Source organism: Streptomyces sp. NPDC002536, from assembly GCF_053594995.1.
In genome coordinates this window covers 1-15737 of the sequence record NZ_JBSFWU010000044.1, presented here as the reverse complement: position 1 = coordinate 15737, position 15737 = coordinate 1, and the positions used below count along the sequence as shown (strand labels likewise).

13 protein-coding genes are annotated in these 15737 nt (G+C 70.8%); 6 read left to right on the top strand and 7 right to left on the bottom strand.

Features of this window, described 5'->3' with window-relative positions; genetic code table 11:
* The first annotated feature begins 29 nt into the window (after positions 1 to 29).
* Positions 30 to 1907: a fluorothreonine transaldolase gene (locus tag ACWD4B_RS17960; RefSeq protein ID WP_451421626.1), complete on the top strand. Its 1878-nt coding sequence runs from the start codon at positions 30 to 32 to the stop codon at positions 1905 to 1907.
* A gap of 211 nt (positions 1908 to 2118) precedes the next feature.
* A complete protein-coding gene (locus ACWD4B_RS17955; protein ID WP_451421625.1) occupies positions 2119 to 2694 on the top strand; it encodes a helix-turn-helix domain-containing protein in 576 nt (191 codons plus the stop codon).
* Here ACWD4B_RS17955 and ACWD4B_RS17950 read toward each other — a convergent pair.
* Together ACWD4B_RS17950 and ACWD4B_RS17945 are read right to left on the bottom strand one after the other, a co-directional pair.
* Positions 2676 to 3395 carry a response regulator transcription factor gene (locus ACWD4B_RS17950; protein ID WP_451421624.1) on the bottom strand — a complete coding sequence of 240 codons (720 nt, stop codon included), beginning with the start codon at positions 3393 to 3395 and terminating at the stop codon, positions 2676 to 2678. The two genes, ACWD4B_RS17955 and ACWD4B_RS17950, sit on opposite strands and share 19 nt — an antisense overlap.
* Positions 3392 to 4828, bottom strand: a complete 1437-nt coding sequence (locus ACWD4B_RS17945) for a cation:proton antiporter (RefSeq protein WP_451421623.1) — start codon at positions 4826 to 4828, stop codon at positions 3392 to 3394. The genes ACWD4B_RS17950 and ACWD4B_RS17945 overlap by 4 nt, the downstream gene beginning before the upstream one ends.
* A gap of 215 nt (positions 4829 to 5043) precedes the next feature.
* Between ACWD4B_RS17945 and ahcY the strand changes: the two genes are divergently transcribed.
* A complete protein-coding gene (gene ahcY, locus ACWD4B_RS17940; protein ID WP_451421652.1) occupies positions 5044 to 6483 on the top strand; it encodes an adenosylhomocysteinase in 1440 nt (479 codons plus the stop codon).
* 85 nt (positions 6484 to 6568) lie between these two features.
* Positions 6569 to 6853, top strand: coding sequence for a DUF190 domain-containing protein (locus ACWD4B_RS17935; protein ID WP_451421622.1), 285 nt, complete (start codon positions 6569 to 6571; stop codon positions 6851 to 6853).
* Positions 6854 to 6875: 22 nt separating this feature from the next.
* Here ACWD4B_RS17935 and ACWD4B_RS17930 read toward each other — a convergent pair whose 3' ends face one another.
* The 3 genes from ACWD4B_RS17930 to ACWD4B_RS17920 form a co-directional block, all read right to left on the bottom strand.
* Positions 6876 to 7550 (bottom strand): LuxR C-terminal-related transcriptional regulator, encoded by a 675-nt coding sequence (locus ACWD4B_RS17930; protein ID WP_451421621.1) that lies wholly within the window; start codon positions 7548 to 7550, stop codon positions 6876 to 6878.
* A gap of 320 nt (positions 7551 to 7870) precedes the next feature.
* Positions 7871 to 9325, bottom strand: coding sequence for a pyruvate kinase (gene pyk / locus ACWD4B_RS17925; protein WP_451421620.1), 1455 nt, complete (start codon positions 9323 to 9325; stop codon positions 7871 to 7873).
* Between the two features lie 133 nt (positions 9326 to 9458).
* Entirely contained in the window at positions 9459 to 10178 is a 720-nt protein-coding gene (locus ACWD4B_RS17920) for an SIMPL domain-containing protein (protein ID WP_451421619.1), read from the bottom strand.
* A gap of 123 nt (positions 10179 to 10301) precedes the next feature.
* Between ACWD4B_RS17920 and ACWD4B_RS17915 the strand changes: the two genes are divergently transcribed.
* The gene (locus tag ACWD4B_RS17915) at positions 10302 to 12113 is read left to right on the top strand and encodes a bifunctional metallophosphatase/5'-nucleotidase (RefSeq protein ID WP_451421618.1); all 1812 of its coding nucleotides are present in this window, start codon (positions 10302 to 10304) and stop codon (positions 12111 to 12113) included.
* Here the strand turns inward: ACWD4B_RS17915 and ACWD4B_RS17910 are convergent.
* Positions 12069 to 13496, bottom strand: coding sequence for a lysine N(6)-hydroxylase/L-ornithine N(5)-oxygenase family protein (locus ACWD4B_RS17910; RefSeq protein WP_451421617.1), 1428 nt, complete (start codon positions 13494 to 13496; stop codon positions 12069 to 12071). The genes ACWD4B_RS17915 and ACWD4B_RS17910 overlap by 45 nt on opposite strands.
* Positions 13493 to 14908, bottom strand: coding sequence for an aminotransferase class V-fold PLP-dependent enzyme (locus ACWD4B_RS17905; protein WP_336412489.1), 1416 nt, complete (start codon positions 14906 to 14908; stop codon positions 13493 to 13495). Before ACWD4B_RS17905 ends, ACWD4B_RS17910 begins: the two co-directional genes overlap by 4 nt.
* A 223-nt stretch (positions 14909 to 15131) precedes the next feature.
* Here ACWD4B_RS17905 and ACWD4B_RS17900 point away from each other — a divergent pair, with 223 nt between their 5' ends.
* Positions 15132 to 15677, top strand: a complete 546-nt coding sequence (locus ACWD4B_RS17900) for a F0F1 ATP synthase subunit B (RefSeq protein ID WP_451421616.1) — start codon at positions 15132 to 15134, stop codon at positions 15675 to 15677.
* Positions 15678 to 15737: the final 60 nt, after the last annotated feature.

The following is a 15737-nucleotide window of genomic DNA, read 5'->3' as shown; positions in this document are numbered from 1 at the left end:
GGGCCCGATGACGGAAGGAGCCAGCAGCCGTGCCACCCGAAGCCGTTACCGGCACGCCGTTGTCGATACAGGCCATCCGCGAGCTCGTGGCGGCCGAGGAGAAGGAGCAGTCGGAGGTCCTCCATCTGACCGCGAACGAGACCGTGTTGTCGCCGCTGGCCCAGCAGGTGCTGTCGAGCCCGCTCTCCGAGCGGTACCTCCTGGAGCACCTGGACATGAGGGAGTCGTCACCGGCGCGCCTGAACAACCTCCTGCTGCGCGGTCTCGACCGGATCAGCACGATCGAGCAGTCGGCGACCGGCGTCTGCCACCGGCTCTTCGGCAGCAAGTACGCCGAGTTCCGCTGCCTTTCGGGGCTGCACGCCATGCAGACGACCTTCGCCGCGCTCTCGGAGCCGGGGGACACGGTCATGCGCGTGGCCACCAAGGACGGCGGCCACTTCCTGACGGAACTGATCTGCCGGTCGTTCGGCCGGCGCAGCTGCACCTACGTCTACGACGAGAACATGTCCGTGGACATCGACCGGACACGTGAGGTCATCGAGCGGGAGCGCCCCTCCCTCCTCTACGTGGACGCGATGAACTACCTCTTCCCGTTCCCCCTGGCGGACCTCAAGGAGATCGCGGGCGGCGCCCCGCTGGTGTTCGACGCGTCCCACACCCTCGGGCTGATCGCGGGCGGGCAGTTCCAGGACCCGCTGCACGAAGGCGCCGACATCCTCCAGGCCAACACCCACAAGACGCTCTTCGGCCCGCAGAAGGGCATCGTCCTCGGCACCGACCGCACCCTGATGGAGAACGTCGGCTACACCCTCTCGTCCGGCATGGTGAGCAGCCAGCACACCGCCCCCACCATCGCGCTCTTCGTCGCCCTGCACGAGATGTGGTACGACGGGCGTGCCTACGCGGCACGCGTCGTGGCCAACGCCCGTTTCCTCGCAGAGGAGTTGTACGCCCGCGGTGTGCCGGTCCTCGCCGCGGACCGCGGCTTCACGGCCAACCACATGTTCTTCGTCGACACCCGCTCGGTGGGCAGCGGCCCCGCGGTGCTCGACCGGCTGGTGCGGGCGAACATCTCGGCCAACCGGGTCGTCGCCTTCAACCACCGGGACACCTTGAGGTTCGGCGTGCAGGAGGTGACCCGGAGGGGGCTGGACCGGGCCGCCCTCACCGAGGTCGCCGGCCTGCTGGCGCCCCTGATCCTGGGCGAGGAGGAGCCGGAGCGCATCCGCCCGAGGATCGTCGAACTCGTGGGACGGCACCGGGAGATCCTCTACACCGGCACGGACGACGCCGCCCCCGCCCGGGAGTCCGTGACGCTGTCCGCCCCTCCGGCGGCGGAGCCCGCCGCCCGTCCGCGCTGGATCGGCGTGCGCCTCGCCCCGGCCGCCGCCCGCCCGCCCGGGAGCCTCTTCGAACAGGCCCACGCCCTCGGCGTGCTGGCCGGCGGCTTCCCGCACCAGATCGACTCGGCGGGCAACATCAGCTGTACGGACGCGGACAACCGGCACTTCGTCACGGCCAGCGGCGTCTACATCAAGGACCTCGCACCGGCCGACTTCACGGAGATCACCGGCCGGGACGGCTGGACGCTCCGGTGCCGGGGCGACGGCCCCCCGTCCGCCGAGGCCTATATGCACCACCTGCTGCGCGAGAGGACCGGCGCCGCGTACATCGTGCACAACCACTGCATCATCGACCGGGAGCTGGAGGAGGAAGGGGACGTCCTGGTCCTGCCCCCGCAGGAGTACGGGAGCGTCTCGCTGGCCGAGGCCGTCACGGAAGGGGCCGCCAAGAGCCAGGTGATGTACGTCCGCCGGCACGGCCTGGTCTTCTGGGCCACCGGGTACGAGGAGTGCCGGGACCTGGTGGAGCGCTTGGCCCGCCGGGCCGTGCGGCGCCGCTGACCGGCGCCCCGTCAGGGGCGCGGGGAACTGCGCGACCAGCCCCGACGCTCCCGCAGTCGAAGTACTCGGGGCTTCGCCCCGGACCCCTGGGGTAGCGCGTCGGCTGCGGGCCGGTGGGGGCTTGTCGCGCAGTTCCCCGCGCCCCTTACGGGGCGCTGCAACCCGTACGCTCTGTCCCTGGAGTACGGGGCGCACGGGAGAGAACTGCGGCATGGGCGGTCAGCGAACGACGACGGACACGGCACCGGGCGTGGGAGCGACGGTGGGCGCACAGGTGCGCCGTCTGCGGGCCTTCCGCGAGCTGTCGCTCGCGGAGCTGTCGCGCCTGTCCGGCGTCAGCCGGGCGACCCTGTCCGGCATCGAGTCCGGGCGGGGCAACCCGACGATCGAGACGATCTCGGCCATCGCCGTCGCCCTGCGCCTGCCCCTGGGCGACCTCCTGGTCGACGTGGTGCCGCAGACCCCCGTGCTCCGGCGGGGCACCGCCGAGCCGGAGAAGAGCAAGCAGGAGCTGCTGGAGCGGATCGGCGCGGGAGGGCTCAGCGAGATCTGGCGGGTGCGCATCGCCCGGACCGGCCGGCGCATCGACAGCCCCGCCCACGGCAAGGGGACGGTCGAGCGCATCGTCGTGCTGCGCGGAGCGCTCCGGGTGGGCCCGGTGGACGCCCCGGTGGACCTGGACGAGGGGGACTTCGTGACGTTCTCGGCGGACGTGGAGCACTTCTACGAGGCCCTGCGCCCCGGGGTGGACGCCGTGCTCGTCATGACCTATCCGGCGGCCTCGTAGCCCTCCGGCGGGGCCATGACGGACACCACCGGCGGGATCATGCCGCGTTCCACCGCCTTGCGGACCGCCTCGGTGCGGCAGGAGGCGTCCAGCTTCGCGTAGGCGTTGGAGAGGTGGCGCTTCACCGTTCCCTCGGTGATGACCAGGTGGCGGGCTATCTGGGAGTTGCGCAGCCCCCGGGCGACGAGGGCCACGATCTCCCGTTCCCGCGCCGTGAGTTGCGGGTCCCCCTGCCCCCGCAGGCAGGCCAGGGTGCTGCGAGCCACCGACAGCACGATGCGGTCGGCGCCGTGGACGATGCCGCGAATCGTTCCTGCAAGCTCCTGGGGGGACGCCTGCCGGGGGATGGCCGCCTGGACCCCGGCCGTGAGCAGGCGCTTGACGGCGAGGGGGTCCTCCTGGGCCAGGAGGACGACGACGCGCGCCAGCGGCGCGGCCGCGCGCAGCGTCGTCAGGTCCTCGGGGACGTCGGCCGTGACGCGGTCGACGCCCACGAGCACCACCTCCGGCTGCAGCGCCCCGACGGCTTCCGCCGCCTCCTGCACCGTCGCCGCCTGCATCACCACCGTGAACGCGTCCTCCGCGGACAGGAAGTGCACGAGCCCTGCACGGAAGATGACGTTCTCGTCCACGATGGCGATGCCGACGTCCGCCGATTTCACGAGCGTTGCCGTGGTCGTGCGTTCCGGGCCCCGTGTCATGTGCTGGCAGCCTCCTGCCGGTCGTCGTCTCTGGCACCCGCCCGGGTGTCCGCCCGCACGGGCTCCTCCGGGAACCGGGCCAGCAGCGGTCCGCCCCGGTCCACCGCCCTGGCCAACCAGATCCCTGCCATCTGGGAGGTGACGATGGACAGGACCACGAGGGAGCTGAAGAAGCCCTCGCCGATGATGCCGGCCCCGAAGGTCGTGGAGGCGAGCACGATGCCGGGCCCGCCCCGGGCGTTCATCGCCGCGGCGATGTCGGTCGACGCGGTGCGGTCCTGCCCGGCCAGCCGGGCGCCGATCCACACGCTGGTGAACTTGACCACGCAGGCGAGGCCGAGGAACCACAGGAAGAACACGACGTCGAAATGGTGGATCAGGTCCAGCTTCAGCCCGACGATCGCGAAATACACGGGGATGAAGAAGGCGAGCGAGATGGTGCGGAGCGTCTCCCGCGCCTGGTCGCCGCGGGCCGCACCCGCCTCGCACATCCCCGCCGTGAGGGCACCGAATATCGGATCGATCCCCAGGCCGCTGCAGGCCAGGCAGAGCGCGAACACGAAAATCATCAGGAAAGCCGTGGGACTGCGCTGCGCCAGCAGGTTCCAGCGCATTCCGGAGAGGGCGGCGAACAGCCTCCGGCCGTAACGGACGAGGAACAGGAGGAACACGACCGGCGCCACGGTGAAGTAGCACGCCTGCCAGCCGAGCGATTCACCCTTCAGCAACGTCCCGATTCCGTACGCGTCACCGGAAGAGGCGCCGGCAATTCCCATCACGATGGCGAGCACGACGTACAGGACGACGTCCTCCATCACCGCCACGGTCAGGATGATGCGCGCGAACCGCGTCCGCAGCACGCCGAGGTCCAGCATGATCCGGGAGATCACCGGGATGCTCGTGAGGGCGATGGCGAGGCCGAACACCAGCACCAGCGTGGTCCGGGACCCGTGGGGGCCCGACAGCTTCTCGACGCCGAAGGCCTGGGCGACCGCGAGCCCGACGGCGAACGGCACCAACAGGCCGGAGAGCGCGACGAACGTGATCGTCCGGCGTTCCTCCCGGGTGGCCCGGCCGTGCAGTTCCGTACCGGTCAGATAGACGAGGAGCAGGAGCCCCAGCTCGTACACGACCCCCAGCGCCGAGGCGGCGGGCCCCTTGGACGGAACGAGGTCCTCCTGGAGTCCCGGCCAGAAGTACCCGAGCACCGTCGGCCCCAGGAGCAGCCCGCCGACAATCTCGCCGATGACCGGCGGCTGTTTCAGCGCCTTGAATGCGTACGCGGTGCTGTGCGCGACGATCACCAGCAGGATCAGCGCAATCAGTACCTGCGCAACCTGGCCGACACTCAGAGACATTCGCACGCTCCCCTCCGCGACGGCTCCCCCGGCCACCGAATTACTTGATACCGCCGACGACGGCGAACCGTCCATGCAGCCAACAGAGTTCAACCACCGCGCTCCGCTCCTCAACCCTGCGGTCTCAACCGGAAGTCGGAAGCGGCTGGAAACTCCCCCTCCGGAGGGATCCCGGAATTCAGCAGTCAGGGGGATGATGCCGCCGGTGAATACAGCGACACTTCCTCCGGAATCCCTGTGACGCGACCCGATGATGGGAGTGTGCGGTGGCGGCTGTTTCCCCGGAACCGATGCCGGTGGTGTCCGACTTCAAGGTGGCCGACCTGTCGCTGGCGGACTTCGGCCGCCGCGAGATCGGCATGGCGGAGCACGAAATGCCGGGCCTGATGGCCCTGCGGGAGGAGTACGCCGCCGCACAGCCCCTGCAGGGCGCCCGGATCACCGGCTCCCTGCACATGACCGTGCAGACCGCGGTGCTGATCGAGACGCTGGTGGCGCTCGGGGCGCAGGTGCGCTGGGCGAGTTGCAACATCTTCTCCACGCAGGACCACGCGGCCGCCGCGGTCGTCGCCGGACCGCACGGAACGGACCGGGAGCCGCGCGGGGTACCGGTGTTCGCCTGGAAGGGCGAGTCCCTGGAGGAGTACTGGTGGTGCACCGAGCGGGCGCTGACCTGGCCGGAGGGCGGGCCCCACCTGATCGTGGACGACGGCGGCGACGCCACGCTCCTGGTCCACAAGGGCGTGGAGTACGAGAAGGCGGGCACGGTCCCGCCGGCAGCCTCGGCCGCCTCGCGGGACGAGGCCGTGATCCTGGAACTCCTGCGGCGCAGCCTGGCCGAGGACGCCCGGCGCTGGACCACCGTCGCCCAGGGCGTCCGGGGCGTGTCCGAGGAGACGACGACGGGCGTGCTGCGGCTGTACGACATGCACCGCTCGGGTCATCTGCTCTTCCCCGCGATCAACGTCAACGACTCCGTGACCAAGTCGAAGTTCGACAACCGCTACGGCTGCCGGCACTCGCTCATCGACGGCATCAAGCGGGGCACGGATGTGCTGATCGGCGGGAAGACCGTCGTGGTGTGCGGCTACGGGGACGTGGGCAAGGGCTGTGCAGAAGCACTGCGCGGCCAGGGGGCGAAGGTGACGGTGACCGAGGTCGACCCCATCTGTGCGCTCCAGGCCGCCATGGACGGCTACTCCGTCGCCACCCTGGAGGAGATGCTCCCCACGGCGGACATCGTCGTGACCGCCACGGGCAACCGGGACATCGTCAAGGCCGAGCACATGGCCCGCATGAAGCACCAGACCGTCGTGGGCAACATCGGGCACTTCGACAACGAGATCGACATGGCGGGCCTGGAGGCGTTCCCGGGGGTCCGGCGGGTGACCGTGAAGCCCCAGGTGGACCTGTGGGAGTTCCCCGACGGCCACGCGGTGATCGTGCTGAGCGAGGGGCGGCTGCTCAACCTCGGCAACGCCACCGGGCATCCCAGCTTCGTCATGTCGACGAGCTTCGCCAACCAGGTCATCGCCCAGCTCGAACTCTTCGCCCGCTCCCAGGAGTACCCCGTCGGAGTGCACCGGCTGCCCAAGCACCTCGACGAGAAGGTCGCCCGGCTGCACCTGGAGGCGCTCAACGTCCACCTGACCCGGCTCACGCAGCAACAGGCCGACTACATCGGCATATCGCCCGACGGCCCCTTCAAGCCCGACCACTACCGCTACTGAGGCAGTGATCCGGTCCGGGCGGCGGAAGGGCGCGCCCGAACGATCCGACGACACCCCGCGGGGGGCCACCATGCATCGTCTGACGGTGTTCGTGAGGACCACCGACACGGTCGGGCACTCCCCGCTGTACGTCGAGATCGTCCGGCACGCCCGGCAGCACGGTCTGCGCGGCGCGACCGTGCTGCCCTGCGTCGCGGGCTTCGGCGAGACCCGGACCCTGCGCCGGCGGCGGGGGCTGCGGCTCGCGCAGGACCGTCCGCTGATGCTGCTCTTCGTCGACACCGCCGACCGCATAGCGCTGTTCCGCATGTCCCTGCGGGAGATCGCGCCGGGCAGTCTCGCCGTCCTGGACGTCGTGACGACCGCGTGATCCGTGCGGCCGGGCAGCCCGGCTACTGGGCGGCCCGGGCGGGGACGCCCATCAGCCCCGTGCCGTAGGCCCTGGCCACCGCCTGGGACCGGTTGCGCAGGCCCAGTTTGGAGAGCAGCCGCGACACGTGCGACTTCACGGTGGCCTCGCCGAGCGACAGGAACTCGGCGATCTCGGCGTTGGACATCCCGGTGGCCATGAGCCGGAGCACTTCCAGTTCCCGGTCCGTCAGCAGGCCGAAGACGTCCGCGGACCCCGGGGCCGCGAAGGCCGTCGAGAGCATCGCCCAGGGCTCCAGCGCGGCGGTGACCGCCGACGGCAGCACGGTGTACCCGCCTGCCACCGCATGGACCGCGGCCACCAGTTGACGGGGGGTGTCGCTCTTCGCCAGGAACGCGCGGGCCCCGGCGAGCAGTCCCCGCAGTGCAGTGGTCGAGTCGAAGGACTGCGCGATGAACACCACTCCGGCCGGGCGGTCCCCGGTGCCGGTCAGCATGCGCCCGATCCGCAGGCCTTCGCCGCGGGGCATGTCCAACTCGACGAACACCACGTCCGGTTGATGCCGACGCGCGAGCTCGATGGCCTCGTCGGCGCTCCCCGTCTCCGCCGCCACGTGAATGTACGCGTCGTCCTCCAGGACCTTCCGCAGGCCCGTGCGGATCAGCAGGTTGTGCGCGCACAGCAGGACCGTGACCAAGAGACCCCTCCTGAACCGATCAGCACGCGTGGATCCCAGAGCCGGGCCAGGGGATGCCGTCGGAGGCGGTGCCTCGAACGCGTATATCCAGTGTGCACCTGTCCAGAGGGAGAATAAGCGTCAACTCCGGCCATCGTGACGGGCGTTCGCCGGGCACACGGCGCGGGGAGAGTGCGCCCGCGCGTGCATCGCAGTGCGCCCTTGCACAGCGCCGATGCGCCCCGCTCCCCCGAACGGCCGGACACGTGTGAGGCCCATGGGACCGGCCGGGCGTGGCCGAAACCTGCAGGCACCAACGAACAAAACTTGACGCGGTGCCGTCAGACCCCACCGGCCCCTGTCGTCGCCGGAGCATCGTCCTCCCCGATGTGATGCACCCGCACCAGGTTGGTGGTTCCGGCCATGCCCGGCGGGGAGCCCGCCGTGATGATGACCATGTCGCCCTTGCGGCAACGGCCGATCCGCAGCAGGTACTCGTCCACCTGCTCGACCATCTCGTCCGTCGTCTGGACCATCGGGCCCAGGAACGTCTCCACTCCCCACGTCAGATTCAGCTGCGACCGCGTCGCCGGCTCCGGCGTGAACGCCAGCAGCGGGATCGGCGACCGGTACCGCGAGAGCCGGCGCACCGTATCACCGGATTGAGTGAAGGCGACCAGGAACTTGGCGCCCAGGAAGTCGCCCATCTCGGCGGCCGCGCGGGCCACCGCACCGCCCTGGGTGCGGGGTTTGCTGCGCTCGGTCAGCGGGGGAAGGCCCTTCGCCAGGACGTCCTCCTCGGCCGCGCGCACGATGCGGCCCATCGTCTTCACCGTTTCGACGGGGTACTTCCCCACGCTCGTCTCACCCGAGAGCATGACGGCGTCCGTGCCGTCGATCACCGCATTGGCGACGTCCGAGGCCTCCGCCCGTGTAGGGCGCGAGGATTCGATCATCGAGTCGAGCATCTGCGTGGCGACGATCACCGGCTTGGCGTTCCGCTTCGCCAGCTTGATGGCCCGCTTCTGCACGATCGGGACCGATTCCAGGGGCATTTCGACACCCAGGTCGCCACGGGCGACCATCAGACCGTCGAAGGCGGCGACGATGCTCTCCAGATTGTGGACCGCCTGCGGCTTCTCGATCTTGGCGATGACGAAGGCGCGGCGGCCCTCCTCGTCCATCACGCGGTGCACGTGGTCGATGTCGTGGGCGGTGCGCACGAAGGAGAGGGCGATGATGTCGATGCCGCTGCGCAGGGCCCAGCGGAGGTCCTCGATGTCCTTCTCCGAGAGCGCGGGGACGGAGACGGCGACGCCGGGCAGGTTGAGGCCCTTGTGGTCGGAGACCATGCCGCCCTCGATGACCATGGTCTTCACCCGCGGACCGTCGACCTCGGTGACCTCCAGGGTGACGCGGCCGTCGTCGACGAGGATGCGCTCGCCCTTGGTGACGTCCCCGGCGAGGCCCTCGTAGGTGGTGCCGCACCGGTGCCGGTCGCCCTCGATCTCCTCGACGGTGATGGTGAATTCGTCACCGCGTTCAAGGAGTACGGGGCCCTCGCGGAAGCGGCCCAGGCGGATCTTCGGGCCTTGAAGGTCCGCGAGGATGCCGACGTTGCGGCCGGTTTCCTCGGCCGCCTTGCGTACTCGCTGGTACCGCGCCTCGTGCTCGGCGTAGGTGCCGTGACTGAGATTGAAGCGGGCGACATCCATGCCGGCTTCGACGAGGGCCTTGATCTGCTCGTACGAGTCGGTGGCAGGCCCCAGGGTGCAGACGATTTTCGCTCGGCGCATGGCACGACCTTAGGGCCTACCAGTGGGTAGAGAATTGGCGCACCGCAACTCCCCAACGTCCGTTATGTAAAAGCTTGTTGACAACTTGTGAAACGTGCGGGGTGCCGCTCTGATGAGCACTTCCAGGGGGTTCTCAGAGAACCGGGCGGGTCATCGTAAAGCGCGCGTTGACGTGGGCGTAAACGGTCTGGCGCTGCGGTTCGAGGTCGAGTGCGGGAGCGGGTGCCGGAGCGGCTCCGCCGTAGGCCGCGCGCATCACTCCACCGGGGGCGGGGGGCAGCCCGGGCTGGACGGCGTTTTCCGCACCGGCATCGGCGATTTCGACGACGGCGGTGAGTTCCGCGCCGAGGGCCGCGGCGTATTCGCGGGCGCGCTGGACGGCTTCGCGGACCGCCTGCTGCCGGGCCTCGCGGTATGCCGGCGAGTGGGGGCGGAGGGCCCACCAGGGTCCGTCGACGCGGGTGAGGTCGAGGTCGGCGAGGCGCGTGGCGAGTTCGCCCAGGGCGGTGAAGTCGTTGAGGACCGCCGTGAGGTGGACGGTGCCGTGATAGGCGCGGACGCGTTCGTGCCGGCCGCGCTCGGTGAGCTGAGGGGTGATGGTGAAGGAGCCGGTCTCCAGCTGCTCGACCTCGCTGCCGTAGCCGCGGACCAGGTCGATGACGTACTGGTTGCGGCGGGTCAGGTCGTCGAGGGCGGCGCGGCGGTCGGTGCCGCGAGCGTTGATGCAGATGCCGATGCGGGCGATCTCGGGGTCGACCTCCAGGCGGGCCTCGCCGCGGACGGCGATGCGGGGGGCGTCGGGGGTGCCGTACGGGAGGTGGGCCTGGCCTGCGGGGATCGTGTGTTCGGTCATGCGGGCAAGGGTGGCCGGGGAGTTATCCGATGGCAACCTGGCGAGGGTGTTGCAGGACGGGTTGCTCGGTCAGAATCTACGCGCGTTGTAGGCATGTTGTGCTGATAGGGATGGGGAGAACGTATGCCGATCGACCGCAGGGACTTTCTGGGGCGTACCGCTGCAACCGGGGCGGGGGTGGCGCTCGCGGGAGGGCTGGGCGCTCCCGCGGCCGTGGCCGCGGAGGCCGGCCCGGACCGGTCCGGGGGCAGGAAGAAGCGCTTTGCGCTGACCGTGATGGGCACCACGGACCTGCACGGCAATGTCTTCGACTGGGACTACTTCACCGACGCCCGGTTCCAGGACAAGGCGAACAACGACGTGGGCCTGGCGAAGATTTCGACGCTGGTGGACCGGGTGCGCAAGGAGAAGGGGCGCCGCAACACCCTGCTCATCGACGCGGGCGACACGATTCAGGGCACCCAGCTGTCGTACTACTACGCCCGGGTGGAGCCGATCACGCGGGCGCACGGTCCGGTGCACCCGATGGCGGCGGCGATGAATGCGATCGGCTACGACGCCGCGGCCGTCGGCAATCACGAGTTCAATTACGGCATTCCGGTGCTGCGGAAGTTCGAGGAGCAGTGCCGTTTTCCGCTGCTGGCGGCGAATGCACTGGACGCGAAGACGATGAAGCCCGCGTTCCGGCCGTATGTGATCAAGCGGGTGCACACGCCGCACGGCCGTGATGTGCGGGTGGCGATTCTGGGCCTGACGAATCCGGGGATCGCGATCTGGGACAAGGCCAATGTGCAGGGCAAGATGCTTTTCCCGGGCCTGGAGGAACAGGCCGCGAAGTGGGTGCCGAAGCTGCGGTCGATGGGCGCGGACGTGGTGATCGTGGCCGCCCACGCGGGGGCGAGCGGCACCTCGTCGTACGGCGACCAGCTGCCGTACGTCGAGAACTCGGCGGCGCTGGTGGCCGAGAAGGTGCCGGGGATCGATGCGGTGCTGGTGGGCCATGCGCACGTGGAGATTCCCGAGCTCCGGGTGACGAACAAGGCCACGGGCAAGCAGGTGGTGCTGTCCGAGCCGCTGAAGTGGGGCCAGCGGCTGACGGTGTTCGACTTCGCCCTGGTGTGGGAGCGGGGCGGCTGGCACGTGGAGTCGGCGTCGGCGAAGGTGCTGAACTCCAACACGGTGGCCGAGGACAAGAAGATCACCGACCTCCTCACCGGTCAGCACCGCAAGGTGGTGACGTACGTGAACCAGGTGATCGGCACGTCGTCGGCGGCGATGAGCGCGGCGGAGGCCCCGTACAAGGACACGCCCATCATCAAGCTCATCAACCACGTGCAGGTCGAGACGGTGAAGGCGGCGCTGGCCGGCACGCAGTACGCCGCGCTGCCGGTGCTGTCGCAGGCGTCGTGCTTCTCGCGGACGGCCGCGATGCCGGCGGGGAAGGTGACGATCCGGGAGGCGGCCGGGCTCTACCCGTTCGAGAACACGCTGGAGGCGCGCCTGATGACGGGTGCGCAGCTGCGGGCGTACCTGGAGTTCTCGGCGCACTACTACGCGCGGACCGCGGCCGGCGCTCCCGTCGACCCGGCGAAGCTGACGAACGCCGAGTCGATTCCGGACTTCAATTACGACGTCCTCAGCGGCCTCTCGTACGAGATCGACATTGCGAAGGCTCCGGGCGAGCGGATCGCGAAGCTGTCGTTCGACGGGAAGCCGCTGGACGATGCGGCCCGGTTCGTGCTGGCGGTGAACAACTACCGGGCCAGCGGCGGCGGGAACTTCCCGCACGTGGCGAAGGCCAGGCAGCTGTGGGCGAATTCGGAGGAGATCCGCAACACGATCATCAACTGGGTGAAGACGCAGGGGGCGATCGACGTGAGCCGGTTCGGCTCAGTGGACTGGAAGCTGACGCGGGATGGCGTTCCGGTCTTCTGACGCCGGGTGCTGGGGCCGCGGCACGGGTCGCGGCTCCAGGCCGAAGGTGGTGAAGGCGGTGCGGTCCGGGAGGGGGTAGGCGGCCTTTCCGGTGACGGCGTTGAGGATGGTCGCGCTGCGCCAGGCGGCGAGGCCGAGGTCGGGGGCGCCGACGCCATGGGTGTGGATCTCGGCGTTCTGGACGTGGATGGCGCCCTTGACGAGCGGGTCGAGGACGAGACGGTGGTGCTCGTCGATGCGGGGGCGGCCGCTGGAGTCGCGGCGGATATAGGGGTCGAGGGCGGCGAGCAGGGTCTCGACGCGGCGCTCGCGGTAGCCGGTGGCGAGGACGACGGCGTCGGTGGTGAGGCGCGAGCGGGCGTTCTGCTGGGTGTGTTCCAGGTGCAGTTCGACACGGGTGGTGCCGACGCGTCCGGCGGTGCGGACGAAGACTCCCGGGGTGAGCGTGGCATCGGGCCAGCCGCCGTGCAGGCTGCGGCGGTACAGCTCGTCGTGGATGGCCGTGATCGTGTCGGGCGCGATGCCCTTGTGGAGCTGCCACTGCTGGGGCAGGAGCTGGTCGCGTACGCCCTCGGGGAGCGCGCGGAAGTAATGGGTGTAGTCGGGCGTGAAGTGTTCGAGCCCGAGCTTGCTGTACTCCATGGGCGCGAAGGCGGGGGTGCGGGCGATCCAGTGGAGCTTCTCGCGCCCGGCGGGGCGCTGGCGCAGCAGGTCGAGGAAGATCTCGGCGCCGGACTGGCCCGAGCCGATGACGGTGATGTGCTCGGCGGCGAGCAGCCGTTCGCGGTGGGCCAGGTAGTCGGCGGAGTGGATGACGGGGACGGCGGGGGCCTCGGCCAGCGGGCGCAGCGGCTCGGGGACGTACGGGGCGGTGCCGACGCCGAGGACGAGGCTGCGGGTGTAGGCGCGGCCGAGGGCCTCGGCCTCGCCCTCGCGGTCGAGCTGGGTGTAGTCGATCTCGAAGAGGACGCGCTCGGGGTTCCAGCGGACCGCGTCGATCTGGTGGTCGAAGTGGAGGGTGTCGAGGTTCTCGCTGACCCAGCGGCAGTAGGCGTCGTACTCCGCGCGCTGGATGTGCTGGCGCTCGGCGAAGTAGAAGGGGTAGAGGCGCTCGCGGGTCCTCAGATAGTTGAGAAAGCTCCAGGGGCTGGTGGGGTCGGCGAGGGTGACGAGGTCGGCGAGGAAGGGGACCTGCACGGTCGTGCCCTCGATGAGCAGGCCGGGGTGCCACTGGAAGGCGGTGTTCTGGTCGTAGAAGGCCGCGCGGAGGTCCGGCAGCGGGTGGGCGAGGGCCGCGAGCGACAGGTTGAACGGGCCGATGCCGATGCCGGCGAGGTCCAGGGGCTGGTCGGCCGCCGAGGGGGCGGGCTGCGGGGTGGTCATCCGGTGGTGTGGCCTTCCACGAGTTCCAGGAGGTTGCGGAGGTCGTCGGTGCGGGTGTGGGGGTTGAGGAGGGTCGCCTTGAGCCAGAGGCCTTCGGGGGTGGTGGCACGGCCGAGGACGGCGTGGCCGTGGTGGAGCAGGCGGCGGCGGAGGCTGCCGGTGGTGCGGTCGTCGGAGTTCGCGGGGCGGAAGAGGACGGTGCTGAGCGTGGGGCGGGAGTGGAGGACGAAGGAGGGGTGGGCGTCGATGAGATCGGCGAGGCGGTGGGCGAGTGTGCAGACGCGCTCGATGAGTTCGCCGAGCCCGGTGCGGCCGAGGGCGCGGAGGGTGACGGCGATCTTGAGGATGTCGGGGCGGCGGGTGGTGCGCAGGGAGCGGTGGAGGAGGTCGGGGTGGCCCGCGGCGATGTCGTCGTGGGCGTTGAGGTAGTCGGCCTGGTGGCCGAGGGGGGCCAGGGCCTCGGTGCCGGGGACGGCGAGCAGGCCCGCGGCGATCGGCTGCCAGCCGAGCTTGTGCAGGTCGAGGCTGATGCTGTCGGCGCGGTCGAGGCCGGCGAGGGCGGGGCGGAGGGTGTCGCTGAAGAGCAGCGGCCCGCCGTAGGAGGCGTCGATGTGGAAGGGGACGCCGCGGGCGGCGCAGACGTCGGCGATGCGGGGCAGCGGGTCGATGAGGCCGGCGTCGGTGGTGCCCGCGGTGGCCACCACGAGCCGGGGGGCGTCGGTGTGGTGCTCGCCGAGGGCCTTGTCGAGGTCCGTGGGGTCGAGGGTGCCGGTGGGGGTGGGGAGGGTGTGGGGCGCGGGGAGGCCGAGGAGCCAGGCGGCACGGGGGATGCTGTGGTGGGCGTTGGCCCCGCAGACCACGTGCAGCGGGCGGTGGGCGCAGGTGCGGGCGTTCTCCCGGGCGAGGAGCAGGGCGAGTTGGTTGGACTCGGTGCCGCCGGTGGTGACGAGGGCGTCGGGGGCGGGGCGCCGGGGGTAGGCGAGGGCGGCGAGGGCGCGGGTGGTCAGGGCCTCCAGCGCGGTCGCGGAGGGGGCCTGGTCCCAGGAGTCGAGCGAGGGGTTGAGGGCGCAGGCGGCGAGGTCCGCGGCGGCCGCGACGGCGAGGGCGGGACCGTGCAGATGGGCGGCGCAGTGCGGGTCGGCGGGGTCGGCCGCCCCCTCGGCGAGCGCCTGGACGAGGGTGCGCAGGGCTTCATGCGGTCCGGTGCCGTGCTCGGGGAGGACGGGGGTGGCGGCGGCGGTGATGCGGGCGTCGACGGCCGGGGGGCCGCCGGCCGGGAGCGGGCCGCCGCGGGCGGTGGCCCCGCGGGCCAGGGCGTGCAGGGCGGTGTCGACGAGGGGGCGCAGGGCGCGAGTTCCTTGGGCGCCGCCCGCGAGCGCTGCGGGGGAATGGTCGGCGGCGGGCGCAGGCATGGTGGACTTGCCCCTTTTTGGGTTGGCTGATGGCGCAGGGCAGGCCCGGGCACCGGCCCGGGCCTGCACGAACTGCCTCAAGCTACCGAGCGCGCACGCCCGGTAACCCCCTGGTGGGAGCTGGTTCGCCCGATGGTGGTAAGGGCGCCCTTTAAGCCCGCACGGCCGCGGCCAGTGGGGTGCGGCTGCGGAGCCGGGCCGCGACTTCGACTAATCTGCTCCCATGGCCATGAACTTTGCTCTCGACGTCGGACCCCTCAAGCCCGAGCCCGCACCGCTCGTCCTCGGGCTGGTGTGCTTCTTCATCGTCTTCGCCCTGATGGCGAAGGTGGTCCTGCCCCGGATCAACAAGGTCCTCGCCGAGCGCGAGCAGGCCACCGACGGCCGCTTCGAGGAGGCCGAGGAGACCCGTGCCGAGGCGGCGCGGGTGCACGAGGAGTACCAGGCCCTGCTGGCCGAGGCGCGGCACGAGGCCGCCCGGCTGCGCCAGGAGTCGCTCGAGCAGGGCAACGCGATCATCGCGGAGCTGCGGGCCGAGGGCCAGCGCCAGCGCGAGGAGATCATCGCCGCGGGCCACGCGGTGATCGACGCGGAGCGTGCGGTCGCGGAGGCGGAGCTGCGCGAGCAGGTCGGCGTGCTGGCGACGGAGCTGGCGGGCAAGGTCGTCGGCGAGCCGGTCGAGGACTTCGCGCGCGAGAGCGGGATCGTGGACCGGTTCATGGCGGACCTGCGCACGGCGAAGGCGTCCGACGCGGAGGCGCGCGACTGACGTCGCGCTGGCCAACACCTCGTTTGCGGGAGGCCCCGCACCCCGGGTTCCGGGGTGCGG

Excerpts from the sequence above, each read along its gene's own strand:
- ACWD4B_RS17955 (WP_451421625.1), top strand. The coding sequence starts at position 2,119 with ATGGGCGGTCAGCGAACGACGACGGACACGGCACCGGGCGTGGGAGCG.
- ACWD4B_RS17950 (WP_451421624.1), bottom strand. The coding sequence starts at position 3,395 with ATGACACGGGGCCCGGAACGCACGACCACGGCAACGCTCGTGAAATCG.
- ACWD4B_RS17945 (WP_451421623.1), bottom strand. The coding sequence starts at position 4,828 with ATGGACGGTTCGCCGTCGTCGGCGGTATCAAGTAATTCGGTGGCCGGG.
- ahcY (WP_451421652.1), top strand. The coding sequence starts at position 5,044 with ATGCCGGTGGTGTCCGACTTCAAGGTGGCCGACCTGTCGCTGGCGGAC.
- pyk (WP_451421620.1), bottom strand. The coding sequence starts at position 9,325 with ATGCGCCGAGCGAAAATCGTCTGCACCCTGGGGCCTGCCACCGACTCG.
- ACWD4B_RS17920 (WP_451421619.1), bottom strand. The coding sequence starts at position 10,178 with ATGACCGAACACACGATCCCCGCAGGCCAGGCCCACCTCCCGTACGGC.
- ACWD4B_RS17915 (WP_451421618.1), top strand. The coding sequence starts at position 10,302 with ATGCCGATCGACCGCAGGGACTTTCTGGGGCGTACCGCTGCAACCGGG.
- ACWD4B_RS17910 (WP_451421617.1), bottom strand. The coding sequence starts at position 13,496 with ATGACCACCCCGCAGCCCGCCCCCTCGGCGGCCGACCAGCCCCTGGAC.
- ACWD4B_RS17905 (WP_336412489.1), bottom strand. The coding sequence starts at position 14,908 with ATGCCTGCGCCCGCCGCCGACCATTCCCCCGCAGCGCTCGCGGGCGGC.
- ACWD4B_RS17900 (WP_451421616.1), top strand. The coding sequence starts at position 15,132 with ATGGCCATGAACTTTGCTCTCGACGTCGGACCCCTCAAGCCCGAGCCC.